The organism is Mycobacterium sp. 2-64 (genome assembly GCF_035918375.1).
Classification (GTDB): Bacteria; Actinomycetota; Actinomycetes; order Mycobacteriales; family Mycobacteriaceae; genus Mycobacterium; species Mycobacterium intracellulare.
This window is the reverse complement of record NZ_CP142361.1, coordinates 3,251,944-3,273,634: the sequence shown is the minus strand read 5'-3', so window position 1 is coordinate 3,273,634 and position 21,691 is coordinate 3,251,944. Positions and strand designations below refer to the sequence as shown.

The following is a 21,691-nucleotide window of genomic DNA, read 5'->3' as shown; positions in this document are numbered from 1 at the left end:
CCGGGGTGGGTCCCGCGTGAGGTCGCCGGGCGCACCCAGTTGCTTCGACTGCCTCACTAACCCGCCCCTATGCTTGCGGGTGCGCTGGGGCTCGCGCGGATGCTGCGCGGCCAAGAGACGCCCCGGGCCCATAGTCGTCGGACGGAGAGAAGCCGCGTGACCCTCAACACCATTGCGCTCGAACTGGTGCCACCAAACGCCGACGAAGGTCGGGAGCGGGCACTCGAAGAGGCGCACAAAGTGGTGCGGCATTCGGCCGAGGCCGGTTTGGACGGCCGGATCCGGCACGTGATGATCCCCGGGATCATCGCCGAGGACGACGACCGTCCCATTCAGATGAAGCCCAAGCTGGATGTGCTCGACTTCTGGTCGGTGGTCAAGCCGGAACTGACCGGGATCAGGGGCTTGTGCACGCAGGTCACCGCGTTCATGGACGAGCCGTCGCTGCGGGGCCGGCTGACCGAGTTGTCCTCGGCCGGAATGGAAGGCGTGGTGTTCGTCGGCGTGCCGCGCACCATGAACGACGGCGAGGGCTCCGGCGTCGCCCCGACCGACGCCCTGTCGATCTATCGCGAGCTGGTGACCAACCGCGGGGTGATCCTGATCCCCACCCGCGACGGCGAACAGGGCCGGTTCAACTTCAAGTGCGACCAGGGCGCCACCTACGGGATGACCCAGTTGCTGTATTCCGACGCGATCGTGGGGTTCCTGAGCGAGTTCGCCAGGGAAACCGATCACCGGCCCGAGATCCTGCTGTCCTTCGGTTTCGTGCCGAAGATGGAAAGCCGCGTCGGACTGATCAACTGGCTCATCCAGGACCCGGGCAACGCCGCGGTCGCCGCCGAGCAGGAGTTCGTCCGCAAGCTCGCCGAATGCGAGCCCCCGCAGAAGCGTCAGCTGATGGTCGACCTCTACAAGCGCGTCATCGACGGGGTGGCCGACCTCGGTTTCCCGCTGAGCATCCATCTCGAGGCGACCTACGGGATCTCCGGTCCCGCGTTCCAGACCTTCGCGGAGATGCTCGCGTACTGGTCACCCACCCAGCAGGGTTAGCGCGGCGAGGCTAGGTGGGCGGCGGCTGGTCGCGCGGCGCGGTGAGCCGCGGTGAGCGGTCCCGGCCGACCCACGCCAGCAGCCCCACCACGCCGGCGGCCGCGAAGGACGCGATGCCCAGCCACACCACGGCGCCGGTGAAGGAACGGGTGTTGGGGTCGGTGTAGCGGGCCTGGGCGGTCATGGTGCTCACCACGCCCGGCTTGAGCTTCCAGGACACCACGTCGGGCTCGACCCGGTCGCCGTTGGTGGAGGTGACCACCCCCGGAAAGGCGACCGTCAGCTCGACGTCCGCCTCCGAATCGGTCAGCGACGTCAGATCCGCGCGGCCCTCCAGGATCACCAGGTTGCCGTTGCGGCGCAGCGACAGGTTGACGCCGGAGGCGTCGGAGTTCATGTTGGCCAGCTGCGGCAGCTCGGCGAACGTCAGATCGGAGAACACCGCCTGGGAGCCGACGTAGCCGTCGCTGTCGTAGTTCGACACCGCCACCTTCTGGCTGAACGGCAGGTTGTTGCTGTCGAGCTGGGGGCCGGTGTCCTTGGGGGTCTTGGGTTTCGCGGCGGCGACGATCTCCCCGGAGACCAGGTCGTCGGGGGAGACGGTGAGCGAGGCCCGGACCCGCAGGCATCCGGTGGCCAGCGGCACCAGCAGCAGCAACATCGCGATGGCCAGCAGACGGCGCCGTCGGGCCCGGGGGGCTTTCACGCCGCGGCCGCGGGCTGGGGGAGAGCTGGCGCGCACCAGGTCATCGTGCCAGATCCGATGTGCCACTTGAACAAGGCCACTCCGGAGCGCGGGCGTCCGATGCGCGCCCGGTTCCGCGGTGTCACAGCGGTAGTTCGCGGCCCAGGATCGCAAACGCCCGCGGGTCGCCGGCGAAGTGGTAGCGGCGGATGACGTCGGTGAAGCCCAGCCGGCGGTACAGCCGCCAGGCGCGGTTGGGCTCGCCGTTGGTTTCCGGCGTCGACAGCAGCACGTTCTTTTCCGCGCGCCCGGCGAGCAGCCGCCGAGCCAGCGCCTCGCCGAGGCCGCGGCCCTGGGCGCGGGGATGAATGTGCAGCTCGGTCAACTCGAAATAGCTGTTCATCAGCCGGGCGATCTCGTGGGGCGGCGAGCCGCCGCGCTGCATGCCCAGCACCACCTGCTGCTGCCACCATTGGCCGGGCGCCCCGGGATAGCCGTAGGCCACGCCGAGCAGTGGGGCGCTGGTCAGATCCTCCGCCGAGGGCATCGGCGCGCCCTCGTCATCGGGCCCGTCGGCTTCGACGACCCCGGCGCCTTGCCAGCCACGGCGGCGGATGTGCTCGAGCCACATCGCGGCGCGCTGTTGCTCGGTGCCGCGCGGGTAGCGCATCGCATCGACGTACACCGTCAGGGCGTCGGTGAGGCGACGCTCCATGTCGTGGGGGAGCAGATCGATGAGGAATATCCCCAACTCGCGGTGCCCTCCTCATCCGGTGATCGGTCTCGTTCGATGCTGCGGCGTTCTGACCCGGCTGCTAAGAATCATTATCGGACCCCCACGGGCCGGCGCGACGAGCGGTCGTGGCACCGAACCAACGGACGCCCCCGGGTCGGGAAGCCGGTTGTAGCGCACGGGCGTTCCGGTCTGGCGGATTGCCGCGATCCGGCCGGGATAGAATCGGCGCGGAACCAGTGGTATGGGGCAGATTGACCTCGTATCATTCAATTAGTTGCCCGCGCAACGGGCATCGCGTGCTATCGATAGTCACGTGCCAAACTGTCGGCAAGGAGGGACGAATGCCACTCTCCGATCATGAGCAGCGAATGCTCGATCAGATCGAGAGCGCTCTCTACGCCGAAGACCCCAAATTCGCGTCAAGCGTCCGCGGCGGGGGCTTTCGCGCGCCCACGGCCCGCCGGCGCCTGCAGGGAGTGGCGCTGTTCGTCGTCGGCCTGGCGATGCTGGTGTCGGGGGTGGCGTTCAAGGCCACCTGGATCGGCGGCAGCGTCCCCATTCTCAGCATTTTCGGGTTCATCGTCATGTTCGGCGGCGTGGTGTTCGGCATCACCGGTCCCCGATTGTCAGGCAGGCCAGACCATTCCGGCTCCGCGCCCACCTCGCTGCGCCAGCGCCGCAACAAGGGCGGGGGCTCCTTCACCAGTCGCATGGAGGATCGGTTCCGCCGCCGCTTCGACGACTGAGCGCCGACCCACCCGCACGGGGTAGCTGCTGGCTGCCCCGTTTTGCATTTCTCCCGCGTCGTCCGCGCCTCGCGCCGCCCCGGCCGTCATCGTCGCAGCTTCCGGCCGGCTGACTGACGCCGCGCAACCGTCGATACCGTTTTGCGCCCCAACCGAGCCCTAGCCGACGCGCGGGCCGTCGGTTAATCCCCACCGGGCCCCACTAGAGTTCCCCACTACGCCCCACCGGCGACATTTTCCCTGCTAGCTGCGCTGCCGGCGCCACCCTGAATCCCGGTGCGAGGGCCGCCCGACACGCCTCTCGTAGCGCGTCGAGGGCCCCGTGACGACGGAGAACCCGGAAAACGCCACGGCGACATGCCATGAATGGGGCGAAGTGGGGGATTGTGGGGTATGGTGGCTGCAGTGTTTGGGTGACCTCGAACGGGAGGTGAGCTGGTGTTTCTTGGCACCTACACGCCCAAACTCGACGACAAGGGGCGGCTGACGTTGCCCGCCAAGTTCCGTGACGCGCTGGCAGGGGGGTTGATGGTCACCAAGAGCCAGGACCACAGCCTCGCCGTCTACCCGCGGGCGGAATTCGAGCAACTGGCCCGCCGGGCGAGCAAGGCGTCGCGAAGCAACCCTGACGCCAGGGCCTTCCTGCGTAACCTCGCCGCCGGCACCGACGAGCAGCACCCCGACGCCCAGGGCCGCATCACGTTGTCGGCCGACCACCGTCGTTACGCCGGCCTGTCCAAGGAGTGCGTGGTGATCGGCGCGGTCGACTACCTCGAAATCTGGGATGCGCAGGCCTGGCAGGACTACCAGCAGACCCACGAAGAGAACTTCTCCGCGGCCAGCGATGAAGCACTCGGCGACATCATCTGAGGCGCATGCCCGTGCAACGTGGCCTCTGCCCGAACCGACCCTGGCGTACTTCCCCAACGCCAGGTTCGTGCCTTCGGACAGGGACCTCGATGCAAGGGCGCCACACCTTTTCCGGCACGCTCGGGCCATACCGGGGCGTGCGGCCCACGGGTGGCGGCAGAACCGGGGAGGCGTTGCGGTGGCTGACAATTCAGGGCGCGGTGATCGCAAGCGCGGCCGTGGTGACCGCAAGCGCGGCGCAGCCGGGCGCAGCGGGTCGCCACTAAAGGACGCAGCCGGGCGCAGCGCGTCGCCGCCATCGGGATCAGGCGGACACGTGCCCGTCCTGCTGGAGCGTTGCGTCGCGCTGCTCACACCCGCATTGACCCGCCACCACCCGGACGGGACGGGGGCGACCCTCGTCGACGCGACCGTCGGCGCGGGAGGGCACGCCGAGCGGTTCCTCACCGAACTGCCCGGCCTGCGGCTGATCGGACTCGACCGCGACCCCACCGCCCTGGACATCACCCGAACGCGGTTGGCGCGATTCTCCGACCGGGTCACGCTGGTGCGCACCCGCTACGACGGCGTCGCCACGGCGCTGGCCGAATCCGGCTATGCCGCAACCGAATCGGTCGACGGGATGCTGTTCGACCTCGGCGTGTCGTCCATGCAGCTCGACCGCGCCGAACGCGGTTTCGCCTACGCCCAGGACGCGCCGCTGGACATGCGGATGGACCCCGACGCGCCGCTGACCGCGGCCGACATCCTCAACACCTACGACGAGGCCGAGCTGGCGAACATCCTGCACCGCTACGGCGAGGAGCGCTTCGCGCGGCGCATCGCCGCGCACATCGTGCGCCGGCGGGCCCGCCAGCCGTTCGCGTCGACCGCGGACCTGGTGGCCCTGCTCTACGAAGCGATTCCGGCCGCGGCCCGGCGCACCGGCGGGCACCCGGCCAAGCGCACCTTTCAGGCGCTGCGGGTCGCGGTCAACGACGAATTGGATTCGCTGCGTGCCGCGCTCCCGGCCGCCCTGGACGCGCTTGCCCTCGGCGGGCGCATCGTGGTGATGGCGTACCAATCGCTGGAAGACCGGATCGTCAAGCGGTTGTTCGCCGAGGCGGTCGCGTCCCGCACCCCGGTGGACCTGCCGGTCGAACTCCCCGGTCACCAGCCGCGATTCCGGGCCCTGACGCAGGGTGCCGGACGGGCCGACGCCACCGAGATCGAACGCAACCCGCGTAGCGCCGCGGTGCGGCTGCGGGCCCTGCAGCGAATGGAATCACAGCAGGCAACCGGGAAAGGCGATTGATGAAAGCGGACCGCGAGACGTCGAAACGACGCGGCGGCAGCGACCGCCGGGGCGCCCGCGACGGTGCTGCCCGACGGGGCAGGCGCCCGGCGCCCGAACCCGGCGCGGCGCGGCGCGCCCGCGGCGCCAGGACCACGGCGCCCGCCCGCGAATCCCGCGCGCCCAAGGCCGGTCCGCAGAGCAGCCCCGTCGCCCGGCCGGTCGAGCGGTCGGCGCGGCCGAAGAACGCCAGCCAGGCCAAGGCGCGCGCCAAGGCCCGCAAAGCCAAGGCGCCCAAGGTCGTTCGGCCCAAGCTCACCGAGCGTCTGGCCGCCCGGCTGGCGTCGATCGACCTGCGGCCGCGGACACTTGCGAGCAAGGTTCCGTTCGTCGTGTTGGTCATCGGAGCGCTGGGCGTCGGGCTCGGGCTCACGCTGTGGTTGTCCACCGACTCCGCCGAACGCTCCTACAAGTTGAGCCACGCCCGCGAGCGGACCCGGTTGCTGCAGCAACAGAAGGAGGCCCTGGAGCGCGACGTGCGTGAGGCCGAAGCCGCCCCCGCGCTGGCGGAGGCGGCCCGCAAGCAGGGCATGATCCCCACCCGGGACACCGCGCACCTGGTCCAGGACCCGTCCGGGAACTGGGTGGTGGTGGGCACCCCCAAACCCGCCGACGGTGTTCCGCCGCCGCCGCTGAACACCAAGCTCCCCGACGAAGCGCCGCAGCCCCCGAAACCCGCGGCGCCCGCCGCGGAGGTCCCGATGCGGCTCGAGCCGGTCCCCGGCGCCCCCGCCCCGGCCAGGTCGGGGCCCGAAGCGCTGCTGCGCGCACCCGACGGCGCCTCGACGGTGGGCGGTCAACACTTCCCGCCGGCAGTTCCGCCGGTGCCCGGCGCGCCTGGCGCCGCCGGCGCACCCCCTGCCGGTACGCTGCCCGGCATGCCAGGCGGCCCCGTGACCGGTGCGCTCCCCGGCATGCCCGGCGGGCCGGTGACCGGCGCGCTGCCGACGCCGGGGCTGCCGATGCCGGCCAGACCCGCGACCCCCCCGGTGCCCGCCGAGGTCCCGATCCCGTTGGGCGGCCTGCCCATTCCGGCCCCGGGCCAGCTACCCGCGCCCCTGCCACCGGAGGTTTCCGTCCCGGTGCCGCTGGGCCGCGCGGCCGCCCCCCAGCCGATCGCCCCCGCCGCTCCGGCGCCCGCCCCGATGCCGCAACCGGGTACCGGCTCCCTGCCCGGGCCCCCCGGCGCGGTGCCAGGTGCTCCCAGGTGAGCCGCGGCGACACCCCACGGGCACGCCGGTCGCAGGCCGCACGCCCGACACGCGGTCCCCGTAAGGACATGGCGGACAACGCCGTCCGGCAGCCCAAGCGCCGCGCGAAGCCGCAGCAGGCGGACCAGGGCCGTGACGTTCGCGAACCGAAACGACTCCGGAAAGCCAAGCAGCCCAAGGCCAGCCGGGGTGCGCAGCGCCCCGAGCCGGTGGGGGCCGGGCATTCGGCGCGGGAGCGACGCACCCGTCAGATCGTGCAAATGGCCGGCCGCGGTGGGTCGTTCGTCTTCCGCCATCGCGCCGGCAACGTGGTCATCCTGGTGCTGATGCTGGTGGCCGCCGCCCAGCTGTTCGTCCTGCAGGTGACCAAGGCCCCGACGCTGCGCGCCCAGGCCGCCGGGCAGCTCAAGGTCACCGATGTGGAAAAGGCGGTGCGGGGCAGCATCATCGACCGCCGCAAGGATCAACTGGCGTTCACCATCGAATCTCGTGCGCTGACGTTTCAACCGAAACGCATTCACAAGCAGCTGGAGGAGGCCAAGGCCAAGAATTCGGCCGCCCCCGACCCGCAGCAGCGCTTGCGCGACATCGCCAAGGACGTCTCGGGGCGCCTCGGCAACAAACCCGACTCGGCGACCCTGCTGAAGAAGCTGCAAAGCGACGAGAACTTCGTCTATCTCGCGCGTGCCGTCGATCCCGCCGTCGCCAGCGCGATCTCGGACAAATTTCCCGAGGTCGGTTCCGAACGCCAGGATCTGCGCCAGTATCCGGGCGGATCGCTGGCCGCCAACATCGTGGGCGGCATCGACTGGGACGGCCACGGGCTGCTGGGCTTGGAAGAGGCCATGGACTCCGTGCTGTCCGGGACCGACGGTTCGGTCACCTATGACCGCGGATCCGACGGTGTGGTCATCCCCGGCAGTTACCGCAACCGGCATCGGGCGGTCAACGGCTCGATGGTGCAGCTGACCCTCGACGACGACATCCAGTTCTATGTGCAGCAGCAGGTTCAGCAGGCCAAGAATGTGTCTGGCGCGCACAATGTTTCGGCCGTGGTGCTCGACGCGAAGACCGGTGAAGTGCTGGCCATGGCCAACGACAACACGTTCGACCCCTCCCAGGACATCGGGCGTCAGGGCGACAAACAGCTGGGCAACCTGGCGGTGTCCTCGCCGTTCGAGCCCGGCTCGGTGAACAAGGTGATCACCGCGTCGTCGGTCATCGAGTACGGCCTGTCCAATCCCGATGAGGTGCTGCAGGTTCCCGGCACGATCCAGATGGGCGGGGTCTCCATCCACGACGCGTGGGACCACGGCGTGATGCCCTACACGACCACCGGCGTGTTCGGAAAGTCTTCCAACGTCGGCACTTTGATGCTCGCACAGCGGGTGGGGCCGGAGCGCTTCTACGACATGGTCCGCAAGTTCGGGCTCGGGCAGCGCACCAATGTGGGCCTGCCTGGGGAGAGCGCCGGGCTGGTGCCACCCATCGACCAATGGTCGGGCAGCACCTTCTCCAACCTGCCCATCGGACAGGGCCTTTCGATGACGCTGCTGCAGATGACGGGCATGTACCAGACGATCGCCAACGACGGGGTGCGGATCCCGCCGCGGATCATCAAGGCCACCATCGCGCCCGACGGCACCCGCACCGAAGAACCGCGCCCGGACGGCGTGCGGGTGGTGTCGGCGCAGACGGCTCAGACCGTCCGCAACATGCTGCGCGCCGTCGTGCAACACGACCCGATGGGCTATCAGCAGGGCACCGGCCCCGCCGCCGCGGTGACGGGCTACCAGATGGCCGGGAAGACCGGCACCGCCCAGCAGATCAACCCGGCCTGCGGCTGCTACTTCGACAACGTCTACTGGATCACGTTCGCCGGCATGGCCACCGTCGACAACCCCCGGTATGTCATCGGCATCATGATGGACAACCCGGAGCGCAACGCCGACGGCACCCCGGGCCACTCGGCGGCCCCGCTGTTCCACAACATCGCCGGCTGGCTCATGCAGCGCGAGAACGTGCCGCTGTCGCCGGACCCGGGCCCGCCGCTGACGCTGCAGGCCACCTAGACTTCCCGGCCGCGGCCGGTTGCGACGGTGAAATCGTTGTTGCGCGCGTCGATTTGAGCCTGAGTGGCCGGAATCAGGAGGTCGCCGCCGGGTGCCGCCGTGGCCTGGCAGCGCAGGGCGTGGGGTCGCTGGTCGCGTTCGTATTGCTCGCACGCGTGGCCGAGATCGCCGGGATGGTCGCGCAGCGCTCGCGCGAGAAACCAGGCCCCGGTCAGGGCCAGGGAGGTGCCGCGGCCCGACAGGCTCGAGGCACAATGCGCCGCGTCCCCGACGAGGACGACGCGACCGCGATGCCAGCTGGGCATGTGAATCTGGCTGACGGAATCGAAGTACAGTTCCGGGTCGGCGATCGCGGCGTCGAGCAGTTCGGGTACCCGCCACTCGCTGTGGCCGGCGAACGCGTCGACGAGTATCCGTTTCTGGGCCGCGAGGTCGTGGTAGTCGTAGTCGATCCAGGGCGATCGAAACATGAAGACCGCCAAGGCTTTGTCGTTGTAGGCGGCGATGCCGGCCAGGCGCCCGGGGAAGTTGTACATCGGGTTGTCGCGCCCGGACGGCGTATAGCCGGGCAAGTCGGCCAGCGCGACATAGAAGCCGAGATGGCGCAGAAACCGTTGCTCGGGACCGAACGTCAGGCGTCGCACGGCCGAGTGCATCCCGTCGGCACCGACAACCAGGTCATAGCGCTCGCGGTCGCCGGAGTTGAACCGCACATCGACGCGACGGTCATCGTCGTCGAGTTCGCCGATGGATTCGTTGAACCGCAGTTCTACCGTCGGCCCCAGGCGGTCGCGCAGGATGGTTGTGAGGTCTTCCCGCGGGATTTCGATGTCGCCGGCGGAGTCGTTGATCTCGTCGAGCGGCGGTTCGGCCACCACGGTGCCGTTTTCGTCGACGAACTGGACGCGTTCGGTCATGTCGACCCGGTGCGCGCGGATCGGTGCGAGCACGCCCATCTTGTCGGCGACACCGATGGAGTCCCCGCGAATGTCGATCGGGGAGCCGTTCACCCGCAGGTGGTTGGCGCGTTCGACCAAGGTGACGTCGTGGCCGTCGGCGCCGAGGTTTATCGCCGCGCTCAGGCCGGCGATTCCGGCACCGGAGACGAGAATGCGCATCGATTCCACTCCTGTTCGCATAAGATACGTTCTGTATCCAAAGAACGTAGACCCGACCGTTAGGAAACGCAATGTCTCTTAACTCGACCGGCGTGGCCCGGCGGCGCCGGGGTCCCGCGTTGGAGGAGGCGTTGCTGGATGCGGCGTGGACGGAGCTGACCGAACGCGGGTACGACGAGCTCACGATCGACGGCGTCGCCGTGCGGGCGGGCACCAGCCGTGCGGTGCTCTACCGGCGCTGGCCGAACAAGCAGGAACTCGTGCTCGCCGCGGTGGCACATGAGGTCGCCAAGGACGTCGTGGTCGCCCCTGACACCGGCAGCCTGCGCGGTGACGCGATCGCATTGCTGCGGCAAGCGAACAAGGTCAGGGTGGGGTTGGTGGTCCCGTTGCTGACCCGGCTGGGCGGCTTCTACCAGCAGACCGGCAGCAGCCTGGCCGATCTCGAAACGCTGGTGCGAGGGCGGCGCGATGCCGCGTTGGATCAGGCGATCCAGCGCGCCATCGATCGCGGTGAAATCGAGCCCGACCAGTTGACCGAGCGCATTGCGCGCCTGCCCGTGGACCTGTTTCGCTACGAGGTCCTGATGACGCTGCGGCCCCTGCCCGACGAAGCCATCGAAGAGATCGTCGACACCGTCTGGCTCCCCCTGCTCGAGCGGCGCAGCGGGTCGTGACACCGGCGCCCGGGCGCGGGAACATCCGTCGGCCGGTGCTCCTAGGTAGGGTGTCATGGCCGATCATGGCTGACGGAGGTGGTGACGGGGTGTCGGTGCCCAGTGCGCTGCGGCCCAGCGCCGCAGCGGGCGTGCGCTTGCCGGCGTTGGCGGCTGACATCGGAGCCGCGCCGGCCGGCGATCGGGCCGTCCCGAACCTGTCGGTCACCGGGGTCACGCTGCGCGCCCAGGAGGTGCGGCCCGGCGATCTGTTCGCCGCGCTGCCCGGTTCCACCACCCACGGCGCGCGTTACGCCGGCGACGCGATCGAACGCGGCGCGGTCGCCGTGCTCACCGACGCCGGCGGGGTCGCCGAGATGGGCGCCCTAGGGCAATCCGTGCCGGTCCTCGTTCACCCGGACCCCCGCGGCGTGCTCGGCGGGCTGGCCGCCACGGTGTACGGGAACCCGTCCGAGCGGGTGACGGTCGTCGGCGTCACCGGCACGTCCGGCAAGACCACCACGACGTATCTCATCGAGTCCGCACTGCGCGCCGCCGGCCACACCGCCGGGCTGATCGGCACCATCGGGATCCGCATCGACGGCGCCGACATTCCCAGCGCGCTGACCACCCCGGAGGCCCCCGCCCTGCAGGCGATGCTGGCGGCGATGGCCGAACAGGGGGTGGACACCGTCGTCATGGAGGTCTCCAGTCACGCCCTGACGCTGGGCCGCGTGGACGGAACCCGGTTCGCGGTGGGCGGTTTCACCAACCTGTCCCGCGACCACCTCGACTTCCACCCGACGATGGCCGACTACTTCGAGGCCAAGGCGATGCTCTTCGACCCGAGCTCCCCGCTGCGGGCCCGGCGCGTCGTGGTCTGCGTCGACGACGACGCCGGGCGCGCCATGGCCGCCCGCGCCGGCGACGCGATCACCGTCAGCGCCGAGGGCCGGCCCGCCCACTGGCGCGCCACCGACGTGGCCCCGATGGGCGCCGCGGGACAACGGTTCACCGCCATCGATCCCGCCGGAGCGCGCCATCAGCTGGGTGTTCGGCTGCCCGGCCATTACAACGTCGCCAATTGCCTTGTCGCACTGGCTATTCTGGACGCGGTCGGGGTGTCCCCGGAGCAGGCGTCGACGGGCCTGCTACAGGCCCGCGTGCCGGGACGCATGGAGGAGATCGACGCCGGCCAGGACTTCCTGGCGCTGGTCGACTACGCCCACAAACCGGGCGCGTTGCGCGCGGTGCTGACCACGCTGGCGCGTCCGGATCGCCGGCTGGCCGTGGTGTTCGGCGCCGGCGGCGAACGCGACCCGGGCAAACGGGCGCCGATGGGCGCGACGGCGGCCGAGCTGGCCGATCTGGTCGTCGTCACCGACGACAACCCGCGCGGTGAGGACCCGGCGTCGATTCGTCGCGAAATCCTCGCCGGGGCGACCGAAAGCGGTTGTGCGGCAGACATTGTCGAGATCGCCGACCGCCGCGACGCGATCAGGCACGCCGTCGCCTGGGCGGGCCCGGGCGACGTCGTGCTGATCGCCGGCAAGGGCCACGAAACCGGCCAGAGCGCCGGCGGGCACATCCGCCCCTTCGACGACCGGGTCGAGCTGGCGCAGGCGCTGCGGGACCTCGACGGGGCACCGCGATGATCGAATTGACCGTCGCCGAGATCGCCGACATCGTCGGCGGCACCCTGGCCGACATCTCGCCGCAGGACGCCGCGCGACGCCGCGTCACCGGGACGGTGGAATTCGACTCGCGCGCCGTCGGACCCGGGGGACTGTTCCTGGCGCTGCCGGGCGCGCGCTCGGACGGCCACGACCACGCGGGCGCGGCGATCGCCGCCGGTGCGGTGGCGGTGCTGGCCGCCCGGCCGGTCGGCGTTCCCGCCGTCGTCGTCGCCCCCGCGGCCGCGTCGGGATCTCGGGCCGGGGTGCTCGAGCACGACCCGGACGGCTCGGGCGCGGCGGTGCTCGCCGCGCTGGCCAAGTTGGCCCAGGTGGTGGCCGCCGAACTGGTCGCCGGCGGGCTCAGGATCGTCGGGATCACCGGATCGTCGGGGAAGACGTCGACCAAGGACCTGGTGGCCGCCGTGCTGAAACCGCTCGGCGAGGTGGTCGCCCCGCCCGGCTCGTTCAACAACGAGCTGGGGCATCCGTGGACCGTGTTGCGCGCGACGCCCGAGACCGACTTCCTGGTCCTCGAGATGTCGGCGCGCCACCCGGGCAACATCGCCGCGCTGGCCGAGATCGCCCCGCCGGCGATCGGCGTCGTCCTCAACGTCGGCACCGCGCACCTGGGCGAGTTCGGCTCGCGCGAGGCCATCGCTCAGACGAAATCCGAACTGCCCCAATCTGTTCCGGCATCCGGGGTGGTGATCCTCAATGCCGACGACCCGGCGGTGGCGGCCATGGCGGGCGTGACCGCGGCCCGGGTGGTGCGGGTCAGCCGCGCCGAGAACACCAGCGCGGGCCCCAGCCAGCTGTGGGCCGGGCCCGTCTCGCTCGACGAGGTGGCCAGGCCATGCTTCACGCTGCACCACCGCGACACCTCCGGGACCACGCAGGCGCAGGTCCGGCTCGGCGTCTACGGCGACCACCAGGTCACCAACGCGCTGTGCGCCGCCGCGGTCGCGCTGGAATGCGGCGCCGACGTCGACCAGGTGGCGGCCGCACTCGCCGGCGCCGGCCCCGTCTCACGGCACCGGATGCACGTCACCACGCGCGCCGACGGCGTCACCGTGATCGACGACGCCTACAACGCCAACCCCGATTCGATGCGCGCCGGGCTGCAGGCGTTGGCCTGGATCGCCCACGGCGGGGGGGACCGGCCGGCCGAAAAGCGCAGGAGTTGGGCGGTGCTCGGTGAGATGGCCGAACTCGGCGAGGACGCGATCGCCGAGCATGATCGCATCGGCCGGCTGGCCGTGCGCTTAGATGTGTCTCGACTCGTTGTCGTGGGAAGTGGGAGGTCGATGAGCGCCATGCACCACGGAGCGGTCATGGAGGGTTCGTGGGGCTCGGCCGATAAGGGGGCCGTCAACGTGGCCGACGGCGAGGCCGCCCTGGCGTTGCTGCGGGCCGAGCTGCAACCCGGCGACGTCGTGCTGGTCAAGGCCTCCAACGCGGCCGGGCTGGGGGCGCTGGCCGACGCCCTGGTATCACAAGGCTCGCAGGGCGGTGCCCGCCCGTGAGACAGATCCTCATCGCCGTCGCCGTCGCGCTGACCGTGTCGATCCTGTTGACCCCGGCACTGATCCGGCTGTTCACCCGGCAGGGATTCGGCCACCACACCCGCGACGACGGCCCGCCGACCCACCACGCCAAGCGCGGCACGCCGTCGATGGGCGGCGTGGCGATCCTGGCCGGCATCTGGGCCGGTTACCTGGGGACCCACCTGGCCGGGCTGGCGTTCGACGGCGAGGGCGTCTCCGCGTCGGGTCTGCTGGTGCTAAGCCTGGCCACGGTGCTCGGCGGCGTCGGCTTTCTCGACGACCTGATCAAGATCCGCCGGTCGCGCAATCTCGGGCTGAACAAGACGGCCAAAACCGTCGGGCAGGTCGCCGCCGCGGTGCTGTTCGGCGTGCTGGTGCTGGAATTCCGCAACGCCAACGGCCTGACCCCGGCCAGCGCGGACCTGTCCTACGTGCGCGAGATCGCCACCGTCGCGCTGGCCCCGGCGCTGTTCGTGTTGTTCTGCGTGGTCGTCGTCAGCGCCTGGTCCAACGCCGTCAACTTCACCGACGGCCTGGACGGGCTCGCCGCCGGCAGCATGGCGATGGTCACCGCGGCCTACGTGCTGATCACGTTCTGGCAGTACCGCAACGCGTGCGTCACCGCGCCCGGGCTTGGTTGCTACAACGTGCGCGATCCGCTCGACCTGGCGATCGTCGCGGCCGCCACCGCGGGCGCCTGCATCGGCTTTCTGTGGTGGAACGCCGCGCCCGCCAAGATCTTCATGGGCGACACCGGATCGCTGGCGCTGGGCGGCATCATCGCCGGCATCTCGGTCACCAGCCGCACCGAGATCCTCGCCGTCGTGCTGGGTTCGCTGTTCGTCGCCGAGGTCAGCTCGGTGGTGTTGCAGATCCTGACTTTCCGCACCACCGGGCGTCGGGTGTTCCGAATGGCGCCGTTCCACCACCACTTCGAGTTGGCCGGCTGGGCCGAGACCACGGTCATCATCCGGTTCTGGTTGCTCACCGCGATCGCCTGCGGGCTGGGCGTGGCCCTTTTCTACGGTGAGTGGCTGGCCGCGATCGGTGCCTGATGAGTGGGCTTGACCCCTTGGCGTCGGGCGCCCCGGTGCTGGTGGCCGGCGGCGGGGTGACGGGCAAGGCGGTGCTGGCGGCTCTGACCCGCTTCGGCGCGGTGCCCACCCTGTGCGACGACGACCCGGCCACCCTGCGCGGGTACGCCGACGCGGGGGTGGCGACCGCGCCGACGTCGGTGGCCGCCGAGCAGGTCTCCCGCTACGCCCTGGTGGTGACCAGCCCCGGCTTCTCGCCGACCACGCCGCTGCTGGTCGCCGCCGCGGCGGCGGGCGTGCCCGTCTGGGGCGATGTGGAGCTGGCCTGGCGGCTGGACGCGGCCGGCCACTACGGCCCGCCGCGACGCTGGCTGGTGGTGACCGGGACCAACGGCAAGACCACGACGACATCGATGCTGCACGCCATGCTCACCGCGGCCGGGCTTCCAAACCTGTTGTGCGGCAACATCGGCAGCCCGGTGCTCGACGTGCTGGACCAACCCGCCGAGCTGCTGGCCGTCGAGTTGTCCAGCTTCCAGCTGCACTGGGCGCCGTCGCTGCGGCCCGAGGGCGGCGCGGTGCTCAACATCGCCGAAGACCACCTGGACTGGCACGGCACCCTGGCCGACTACGCCGCGGCCAAGGTCCGGGTGCTCGACGGCCGGGTGGCCGTCGTCGGGCTGGACGACGCCCGGGCCGCGGCGCTGCTGGGCACGGCGCGGGCGCCGGTGCGGGCCGGCTTTCGGCTGGGCGAACCGGGCCCGGGGGAGCTCGGCGTGCGCGACGGACACCTGATCGACCGCGCGTTCGCCGACGACCTGACGCTGGCGCCCGTCGACTCGATACCGGTGCCGGGCCCCGTCGGCGTGCTCGACGCGCTCGCCGCCGCCGCGCTGGCCCGCAGCGTCGGGGTGCCGGCCGAGGCGATCGCGTCCGCGCTCGCGGCCTTCCGGGTCGGGCGGCACCGGGCCGAGGTGGTGGCCGTCGCCGAGGGCGTCACCTACGTCGACGACTCCAAGGCCACCAATCCCCACGCCGCCGAGGCGTCCGTGCTCGCCTACCCCCGCGTCGTCTGGATCGCCGGCGGCCTGCTGAAGGGCGCCTCGGTCGACGCCGAGGTCGCCAGGATCGCGTCGCGGCTGGTCGGGGCGGTGCTCATCGGCCGAGATCGGCAAGAGGTTGCAGAGGCGTTATCGCGACACGCGCCGGATGTCCCCGTCCTCCAGGTTGTGACAGGCGAGGATGCTGGTATGGATGCGACTGCAGTGGTTCTTGGTGCAGATGTGACAGAAGTGAAACATTCGGGTGGAGATCTCGGCGCCGCCGTCATGACCGCGGCGGTCGCCGCGGCTCGTGGCCTGGCCGCACCCGGTGACACTGTCCTGCTGGCACCGGCGGGCGCATCGTTCGACCAGTTCGCCGGGTATGCCGATCGGGGCGACGCGTTCGCGGCCGCCGTGCGCGCGGCGATCCGGTAGGGCGGGGCGTGGGTAACGCACTGACCCGGCTGCTGGGCCGGGGCAAAGCGACCAGCGGAACCGCGACCGAGCCGGGGCCGGCGGAGGACGCGGACGCGACGGCCGAGGTCACCGACGCGGCCGCGGACGACGGCGACAAGGCCGACGAGCCCGCCAAGCCCGCGAAGGCGCCCAAGGCGAAAAAGGACAAGGCCGCCGGTGGCGATGGCGGTTCGCCCGCCCGGTTCGGTGCCTGGCTCGGCCGCCCGATGACCTCGTTTCACCTGATCATCGCCATCGCCGGCCTGCTGACGACGCTCGGCCTGATCATGGTGCTCTCGGCATCGGGGGTGCGGTCCTACGACGCCGACGGGTCGGCCTGGATCATCTTCGGCAAGCAGGTCCTGTGGACGGTGATCGGCCTCATCGCCTGCTACACCTCGCTGCGGATGTCGGTGCGGTTCATCCGCCGCGTCGCCTTCACCGGCTACGTCGTCACCGTGATCCTGTTGGTCCTGGTCCTCGTTCCCGGCATCGGCAACCTGGCCAACGGCTCCCGCAAGTGGTTCGTGGTCGCCGGCTTCTCAATGCAGCCCTCCGAGCTGGCTAAGATCGCCTTCGCCATCTGGGGCGCGCACATGCTGGCGGCCCGCCGACTCGAGCGCGCCAGCCTGCGCGAACTGCTCATTCCGCTGGTGCCTGCGGCGGTGATCGCGCTGGCGCTGATCGTCGCGCAGCCCGACCTCGGGCAGACCGTGTCGCTGGGCATCATCCTGCTCGCCCTGCTCTGGTACGCCGGCCTGCCGCTGCGCGTCTTCGCCACCTCGCTGCTCGCGGTCTTCATGGCCGGGGCGATCCTGGCGATGTCGGCCGGCTACCGGTCCGACCGGGTGCGGTCCTGGATCAATCCCGAGAACGACCCGCAGGACACCGGCTACCAGGCCCGGCAGGCGAAATTCGCGCTGGCCCACGGCGGCATCTTCGGCGACGGCCTGGGCCAGGGCACCGCCAAGTGGAACTACCTGCCCAACGCCCACAACGACTTCATCTTCGCGATCATCGGCGAGGAGCTCGGTTTTATCGGCGCCTTCGGGTTACTGGTCCTGTTCGGGCTGTTCGCCTACACCGGGATGCGGATCGCCCGCCGGTCGGCCGACCCGTTCCTGCGGCTGCTGACCGCCACCACGACGATGTGGGTCCTGGGTCAGGCGTTCATCAACATCGGCTACGTGATCGGGATCCTCCCGGTGACGGGCATCCAGCTGCCGCTCATCTCCGCCGGTGGAACCTCCACGGCGGCAACGCTTTTCATGATCGGGATCATGGCCAACGCGGCCCGTCACGAACCCGAGGCGGTGGCCGCGCTGCGGGCCGGCCGCGACGACAAGGTGAACCGGCTGCTGCGGCTGCCGCTGCCCGAGCCCTATTCGCCCACGCGCCTGGAGGCGTTCCGCGACCGCAAGCGGTCGCGCCCGCAATCGGGCGCCGCGCCGCGCAAGGGCGCCGGGTCGCCCGGGCGCAAGGCGCCCCGCAACGGCGAGGCGCCGCTGCGCGGGGCGCCCCCGCGGGCGGCCGGCCGCCCGGTCCGCCGGTCTGCGGGTAGCCCCCGCTCACGGGCGGGGCATCATGGATCTGGCCAGCGCTATGCGACCCTGGGAGCCAATCAGGCCGCCGGCCGGCGCCAGCAACGGCGCACACGCGCATTGGAAGGTCAGCGTTACGGGTGAACGACACGGTCAACGAGCCGACCGGCGGGCGGGGGGCAGACCCTCTGCCCGCCGGTGCCGCGTTGTCGGCTTTTAGGCCCTTGTCGGTCGTGCTGGCCGGCGGGGGAACGGCCGGGCACGTCGAACCGGCGATGGCCGTCGCCGACGCGCTGCGCGCGCTGGATCCCAAGGTCCGGATCACCGCGCTGGGCACGGCGCGGGGGCTGGAGACCAGGCTGGTGCCCGCGCGCGGCTACGACCTCGAGCTGATCACGCCGGTGCCGCTGCCCCGCAAGCCCAGCGGTGACCTGGCCCGGCTGCCCTCGCGGGTGTGGCGGGCCGTCCGGGAAACCCGCGCCGTGCTGCGGTCGGTCGACGCCGACGTCGTGATCGGCTTCGGCGGATACGTGGCGCTGCCGGCCTATCTCGCAGCGCGTGGTGTCTCGCCGCGCAGACCCCGGGTTCCGGTGGTGATCCACGAGGCCAACGCCAGCGCCGGGCTGGCCAACCGGGTCGGCGCCCGCAGCGCCGAGCGGGTGCTCTCCGCGGTGCCCGACTGCGGCCTGCCGGGCGCCCAGGTCGTCGGGGTGCCGGTGCGCGAAGCCATCACCTCGCTGGACCGCGCGGCGCTGCGCGCCGAAGCGCGCCGACACTTCGGCTTCGCCGACGACGCCCGGGTGCTGCTGGTGTTCGGCGGCTCGCAGGGGGCGGCCTCGCTGAACCGCGCCGTCTCCGGGGCGGCCGCCGGGCTGGCCGCCGCGGGCGTGGCGGTGCTGCACGCGCACGGCCCCAAGAACACACTCGACCTGCGCGAACCACTGCCGGGCGACCCGCCGTACGTGGCGGTGCCCTACCTCGACCGGATGGACCTGGCCTACGCCGCCGCCGACCTGGTGATCTGCCGGTCCGGGGCGATGACGGTCGCCGAGGTCTCGGCGGTGGGCCTGCCGGCGATCTACGTGCCCCTGCCGATCGGCAACGGCGAGCAGCGGCTCAACGCACTACCGGTGGTCAACGCCGGCGGCGGCATGGTGGTCGCCGACGCCGACCTGACCCCCGGGCTGGTCGCCCGGGAGGTGGCCGCCCTGGTGGGCGACCCGCCGCGGCTGGCGGCGATGACGACGGCCGCCGCGCGCGTGGGACACCCCGACGCGGCCCGCCAGGTGGCCCAGGCGGCGCTGGACATCGCCAGGAAGGCGCAGCTCGGCCGCTTGTCGGCCGGAGGGAAGCCATGACCACCGAGCAGCTGCCGCCGGAGCTGCAGCGGGTGCACATGGTCGGCATCGGGGGCGCCGGCATGTCGGGCATCGCCCGCATCCTGCTCGACCGCGGCGGGCTGGTCTCCGGCTCCGACGCCAAGGAGTCGCGCGGCATCCATGCCCTGCGGGCCCGCGGCGCGCAGATCAACATCGGGCACGACGCGTCGTCGCTGGACCTGTTGCCCGGCGGCGCCACCGCCGTCATCACCACCCACGCAGCCATCCCGAAAACCAACCCCGAGCTAGTCGAGGCCCGGCGGCGCGGCATCCCGGTGATCCTGCGGCCCGCCGTGTTGGCCAAGCTGATGGACGGGCGCACCACGCTGATGGTCACCGGCACGCACGGCAAGACGACGACGACGTCGATGCTGATCGTGGCGCTGCAACACTGCGGGCGCGACCCGTCGTTCGCGGTCGGCGGCGAGATGGGGGAGGCCGGGACCAACGCGCACCACGGCAGCGGCGACTGCTTCGTCGCCGAGGCCGACGAAAGCGACGGGTCGCTACTCGAGTACACGCCCAACGTCGCCGTCGTCACCAACATCGAGACCGACCACCTGGACTTCTACGGCAGCGCCGGCGCCTACGTCGACGTGTTCGACGCGTTCGTGGACCGGCTGGCCCCCGGCGGGGCGCTGGTGGTCTGCGTCGATGACCCCGGGGCCGCGGCGCTGGCCCGACGTACGGCCGAACTGGGAATCCGGGTGCTGCGCTACGGATCCGGGACCTCGTTACCCGGTGAACCCCTGGCCGCCACCCTGTTGTCGTGGCAGCAGCAGGGCACCGAGGCGGTCGCCCAGATCCAGCTGGCGCCCGACCTGGACCCCGAGCAACGCCCGCGGGTGATGCGGCTGTCGGTGCCCGGACGCCACATGGCGCTCAACGCGATGGGCGCGCTGCTGGCGGCCCTCGAGATCGGCGCCCCCGTCGACGCGGTGCTGGACGGGTTGGCGGGCTTCGAGGGGGTGCGGCGCCGATTCGAACTGGTCGGCACCGCGGGCAACGGGCAGCCGGTGCGCGTGTTCGACGACTACGCCCATCACCCCACCGAGATCGTCGCCACGCTGGCGGCGGTCCGAACCCTGCTCGAGCAGAGCGGCGACGGCCGCAGCATCGCGGTGTTCCAGCCCCATTTGTATTCGCGGACAAAGGCTTTCGCCGAGGAGTTCGGTCACGCGCTGGACGCCGCCGACGAGGTCTTCGTCCTCGACGTCTACGGCGCGCGCGAACAACCGCTGGCCGGCGTCAGTGGTGCCAGCGTCGCCGAGCACGTCAGCGTCCCGGTGCGCTACCTGCCGAACTTCTCCGCCGCCGCCGAGCAGGTGGCCGCGGTCGCCGGGCCCGGCGACGTCATCGTCACCATGGGGGCCGGCGACGTGACCCTGCTGGGACCCGAGATCGTCACGGCGCTGCGGGCGCGGGCCAACCGCGGCGCGCCGGGAGCGCTGTGATGACCCAGCCGCTCGACCCGGGCACGCCGGGCGGCGGGGCCGGCCAGGCCGACGACCCGGTCCCGGACGACGCCGCCACCGAACCGCTGGTCACCGGCACGGGCACCGAGCCGACGGCAACCGATCAACAGCCCGATCCGGCCGAGGTCGAGGGGCCGCGCCGGCGCGCCCGCCGGGAGCGCGCCGAACGACGCGCCGCCCAGGCCCGCGCCATGGCCATCGAAGAGGCGCGCCGGGAGGCCAAGCGCAGGGCCACCGGGCGGCCGGTCCACGAGCCCAAACCCGTTGCGCGCGGGGTTGTTCGGGGGCTCAAGATGCTGTTGGTCACCATCCTGCTGGTGATCGTCGGCATCGGCCTGGCATTGGTCCTCTATTTCACGCCGGCGATGTCGGCCCGCAACATCGTCGTCGTCGGGACCGGGGTGGTGACCCGCGAAGAGGTCCTGGATGCGGCTCAGGTGCGGCTCGGAACGCCGCTGCTGCAGATCAACACCAGCCAGGTCGCCGACCGGGTGGCGGCGATCCGCCGAGTGGCCAGCGCGCGCGTGCAGCGCCAGTACCCGTCCGCGCTGCGGATCACGATCGTCGAGCGAGTCCCGGTGGCGGTCAAGGATTTTCCCGACGGGCCACACCTGTTCGACCGGGACGGCGTGGACTTTGCGACCGGACCGCCGCCACCGGCGCTGCCCTACCTCGATGTCGCCGATCCCGGGCCCAACGACCCAGCCACCAAGGCCGCCCTGCAGGTGCTCACCGCGCTGCGTCCCGAGGTCGCCGACCAGGTCGGCCGGGTCGCGGCGCCCTCGGTGGCCTCGATCACGCTCACACTCGGCGACGGCCGGGTGGTGATCTGGGGGACCACCGACCGCACGGACGAGAAGGCCGAGAAGCTGTCCGCGCTGTTGACCCAGCCCGGCAAGACCTACGACGTGTCCAGCCCGGACCTGCCGACGGTCAAGTAGCGATCTTCGTCACGTCGCGCGCGTCGCGGCGCCGCCGAACAGCGCTCACGCCCGCTCAGCCGCGGAAAAATGCGCAAAATTTGCGGGACGCGCGTCGGCGCGCCTGCGGGGTTCGCGCGCGC

Annotated in this window: 18 protein-coding genes and 1 pseudogene; 16 read left to right on the top strand and 3 right to left on the bottom strand. The window is 71.3% G+C overall.

Annotation, left to right across the window (positions count from 1 at the left end):
* The first annotated feature begins 156 nt into the window (after window positions 1-156).
* On the top strand, window positions 157-1,053 hold the full coding sequence (locus QGN31_RS15315) for a mycobacterial-type methylenetetrahydrofolate reductase (RefSeq protein WP_201407255.1): 897 nt from the start codon (window positions 157-159) through the stop codon (window positions 1,051-1,053).
* 10 nt (window positions 1,054-1,063) lie between these two features.
* On the opposite strand, the gene QGN31_RS15310 is transcribed toward QGN31_RS15315, so the two are convergent.
* Window positions 1,064-1,714: an LppM family (lipo)protein gene (locus QGN31_RS15310; RefSeq protein ID WP_009953480.1), complete on the bottom strand. Its 651-nt coding sequence runs from the start codon at window positions 1,712-1,714 to the stop codon at window positions 1,064-1,066.
* 166 nt (window positions 1,715-1,880) lie between these two features.
* On the bottom strand, window positions 1,881-2,489 hold the full coding sequence (locus QGN31_RS15305) for a GNAT family N-acetyltransferase (protein ID WP_008256118.1): 609 nt from the start codon (window positions 2,487-2,489) through the stop codon (window positions 1,881-1,883).
* Window positions 2,490-2,815: 326 nt separating this feature from the next.
* Between QGN31_RS15305 and QGN31_RS15300 the strand changes: the two genes are divergently transcribed.
* From QGN31_RS15300 to QGN31_RS15275, 6 genes and pseudogenes are all read left to right on the top strand, one after another.
* Window positions 2,816-3,220 (top strand): DUF3040 domain-containing protein, encoded by a 405-nt coding sequence (locus tag QGN31_RS15300; protein WP_008256119.1) that lies wholly within the window; start codon window positions 2,816-2,818, stop codon window positions 3,218-3,220.
* Between the two features lie 438 nt (window positions 3,221-3,658).
* Window positions 3,659-4,090 (top strand): division/cell wall cluster transcriptional repressor MraZ, encoded by a 432-nt coding sequence (mraZ, locus tag QGN31_RS15295; RefSeq protein WP_014382396.1) that lies wholly within the window; start codon window positions 3,659-3,661, stop codon window positions 4,088-4,090.
* A pseudogene (locus QGN31_RS15290) lies at window positions 4,065-4,191 on the top strand (16S rRNA (cytosine(1402)-N(4))-methyltransferase RsmH); the annotation flags it as partial. The gene mraZ and the pseudogene QGN31_RS15290, both read left to right, overlap by 26 nt.
* Window positions 4,192-4,268: 77 nt before the next feature.
* Window positions 4,269-5,384, top strand: coding sequence for a 16S rRNA (cytosine(1402)-N(4))-methyltransferase RsmH (rsmH, locus tag QGN31_RS15285; protein ID WP_414467988.1), 1,116 nt, complete (start codon window positions 4,269-4,271; stop codon window positions 5,382-5,384).
* Window positions 5,384-6,634 (top strand): hypothetical protein, encoded by a 1,251-nt coding sequence (locus QGN31_RS15280; RefSeq protein WP_014384567.1) that lies wholly within the window; start codon window positions 5,384-5,386, stop codon window positions 6,632-6,634. Before rsmH ends, QGN31_RS15280 begins: the two co-directional genes overlap by 1 nt.
* A gap of 68 nt (window positions 6,635-6,702) precedes the next feature.
* Entirely contained in the window at window positions 6,703-8,706 is a 2,004-nt protein-coding gene (locus QGN31_RS15275; protein ID WP_009956031.1) for a peptidoglycan D,D-transpeptidase FtsI family protein, read from the top strand.
* On the opposite strand, the gene QGN31_RS15270 is transcribed toward QGN31_RS15275, so the two are convergent.
* Entirely contained in the window at window positions 8,703-9,833 is a 1,131-nt protein-coding gene (locus QGN31_RS15270) for an FAD-dependent monooxygenase (RefSeq protein ID WP_201359474.1), read from the bottom strand. The genes QGN31_RS15275 and QGN31_RS15270 overlap by 4 nt on opposite strands.
* Before the next feature lie 62 nt (window positions 9,834-9,895).
* On the opposite strand from QGN31_RS15270, the gene QGN31_RS15265 reads away from it, so the two are divergent.
* The 9 genes from QGN31_RS15265 to QGN31_RS15225 all read left to right on the top strand — a co-directional run bounded on the left by QGN31_RS15265 (window position 9,896) and on the right by QGN31_RS15225 (window position 21,569).
* Window positions 9,896-10,501, top strand: coding sequence for a TetR/AcrR family transcriptional regulator (locus QGN31_RS15265; RefSeq protein WP_196771126.1), 606 nt, complete (start codon window positions 9,896-9,898; stop codon window positions 10,499-10,501).
* A 65-nt stretch (window positions 10,502-10,566) separates the two neighbouring features.
* Window positions 10,567-12,135 (top strand): UDP-N-acetylmuramoyl-L-alanyl-D-glutamate--2,6-diaminopimelate ligase, encoded by a 1,569-nt coding sequence (locus QGN31_RS15260; protein WP_201359472.1) that lies wholly within the window; start codon window positions 10,567-10,569, stop codon window positions 12,133-12,135.
* Window positions 12,132-13,679, top strand: coding sequence for a UDP-N-acetylmuramoyl-tripeptide--D-alanyl-D-alanine ligase (locus QGN31_RS15255; RefSeq protein WP_014941804.1), 1,548 nt, complete (start codon window positions 12,132-12,134; stop codon window positions 13,677-13,679). The genes QGN31_RS15260 and QGN31_RS15255 overlap by 4 nt, the downstream gene beginning before the upstream one ends.
* Window positions 13,676-14,755, top strand: a complete 1,080-nt coding sequence (gene mraY, locus QGN31_RS15250; RefSeq protein ID WP_008256140.1) for a phospho-N-acetylmuramoyl-pentapeptide-transferase — start codon at window positions 13,676-13,678, stop codon at window positions 14,753-14,755. The genes QGN31_RS15255 and mraY overlap by 4 nt, the downstream gene beginning before the upstream one ends.
* Complete coding sequence (gene murD, locus QGN31_RS15245; RefSeq protein ID WP_326544629.1) at window positions 14,755-16,212, top strand: UDP-N-acetylmuramoyl-L-alanine--D-glutamate ligase; 1,458 nt, start codon at window positions 14,755-14,757, stop codon at window positions 16,210-16,212. Before mraY ends, murD begins: the two co-directional genes overlap by 1 nt.
* Window positions 16,213-16,220: 8 nt before the next feature.
* A complete protein-coding gene (gene ftsW, locus QGN31_RS15240) occupies window positions 16,221-17,918 on the top strand; it encodes a putative lipid II flippase FtsW (RefSeq protein WP_014941806.1) in 1,698 nt (565 codons plus the stop codon).
* Window positions 17,915-19,132 (top strand): undecaprenyldiphospho-muramoylpentapeptide beta-N-acetylglucosaminyltransferase, encoded by a 1,218-nt coding sequence (gene murG, locus QGN31_RS15235; RefSeq protein ID WP_043954784.1) that lies wholly within the window; start codon window positions 17,915-17,917, stop codon window positions 19,130-19,132. Before ftsW ends, murG begins: the two co-directional genes overlap by 4 nt.
* Window positions 19,129-20,607, top strand: coding sequence for a UDP-N-acetylmuramate--L-alanine ligase (murC, locus tag QGN31_RS15230; RefSeq protein ID WP_014941808.1), 1,479 nt, complete (start codon window positions 19,129-19,131; stop codon window positions 20,605-20,607). Before murG ends, murC begins: the two co-directional genes overlap by 4 nt.
* On the top strand, window positions 20,607-21,569 hold the full coding sequence (locus QGN31_RS15225; RefSeq protein WP_036458811.1) for a cell division protein FtsQ/DivIB: 963 nt from the start codon (window positions 20,607-20,609) through the stop codon (window positions 21,567-21,569). The genes murC and QGN31_RS15225 overlap by 1 nt, the downstream gene beginning before the upstream one ends.
* Window positions 21,570-21,691 lie beyond the last annotated feature (122 nt).

Excerpts from the sequence above, each read along its gene's own strand:
- QGN31_RS15275 (WP_009956031.1), top strand. The coding sequence starts at position 6,703 with ATGGCGGACAACGCCGTCCGGCAGCCCAAGCGCCGCGCGAAGCCGCAG.
- QGN31_RS15280 (WP_014384567.1), top strand. The coding sequence starts at position 5,384 with ATGAAAGCGGACCGCGAGACGTCGAAACGACGCGGCGGCAGCGACCGC.
- murD (WP_326544629.1), top strand. The coding sequence starts at position 14,755 with ATGAGTGGGCTTGACCCCTTGGCGTCGGGCGCCCCGGTGCTGGTGGCC.
- QGN31_RS15225 (WP_036458811.1), top strand. The coding sequence starts at position 20,607 with ATGACCCAGCCGCTCGACCCGGGCACGCCGGGCGGCGGGGCCGGCCAG.
- QGN31_RS15260 (WP_201359472.1), top strand. The coding sequence starts at position 10,567 with ATGGCTGACGGAGGTGGTGACGGGGTGTCGGTGCCCAGTGCGCTGCGG.
- QGN31_RS15310 (WP_009953480.1), bottom strand. The coding sequence starts at position 1,714 with ATGTTGCTGCTGCTGGTGCCGCTGGCCACCGGATGCCTGCGGGTCCGG.
- QGN31_RS15300 (WP_008256119.1), top strand. The coding sequence starts at position 2,816 with ATGCCACTCTCCGATCATGAGCAGCGAATGCTCGATCAGATCGAGAGC.
- QGN31_RS15265 (WP_196771126.1), top strand. The coding sequence starts at position 9,896 with ATGTCTCTTAACTCGACCGGCGTGGCCCGGCGGCGCCGGGGTCCCGCG.
- murC (WP_014941808.1), top strand. The coding sequence starts at position 19,129 with ATGACCACCGAGCAGCTGCCGCCGGAGCTGCAGCGGGTGCACATGGTC.
- QGN31_RS15255 (WP_014941804.1), top strand. The coding sequence starts at position 12,132 with ATGATCGAATTGACCGTCGCCGAGATCGCCGACATCGTCGGCGGCACC.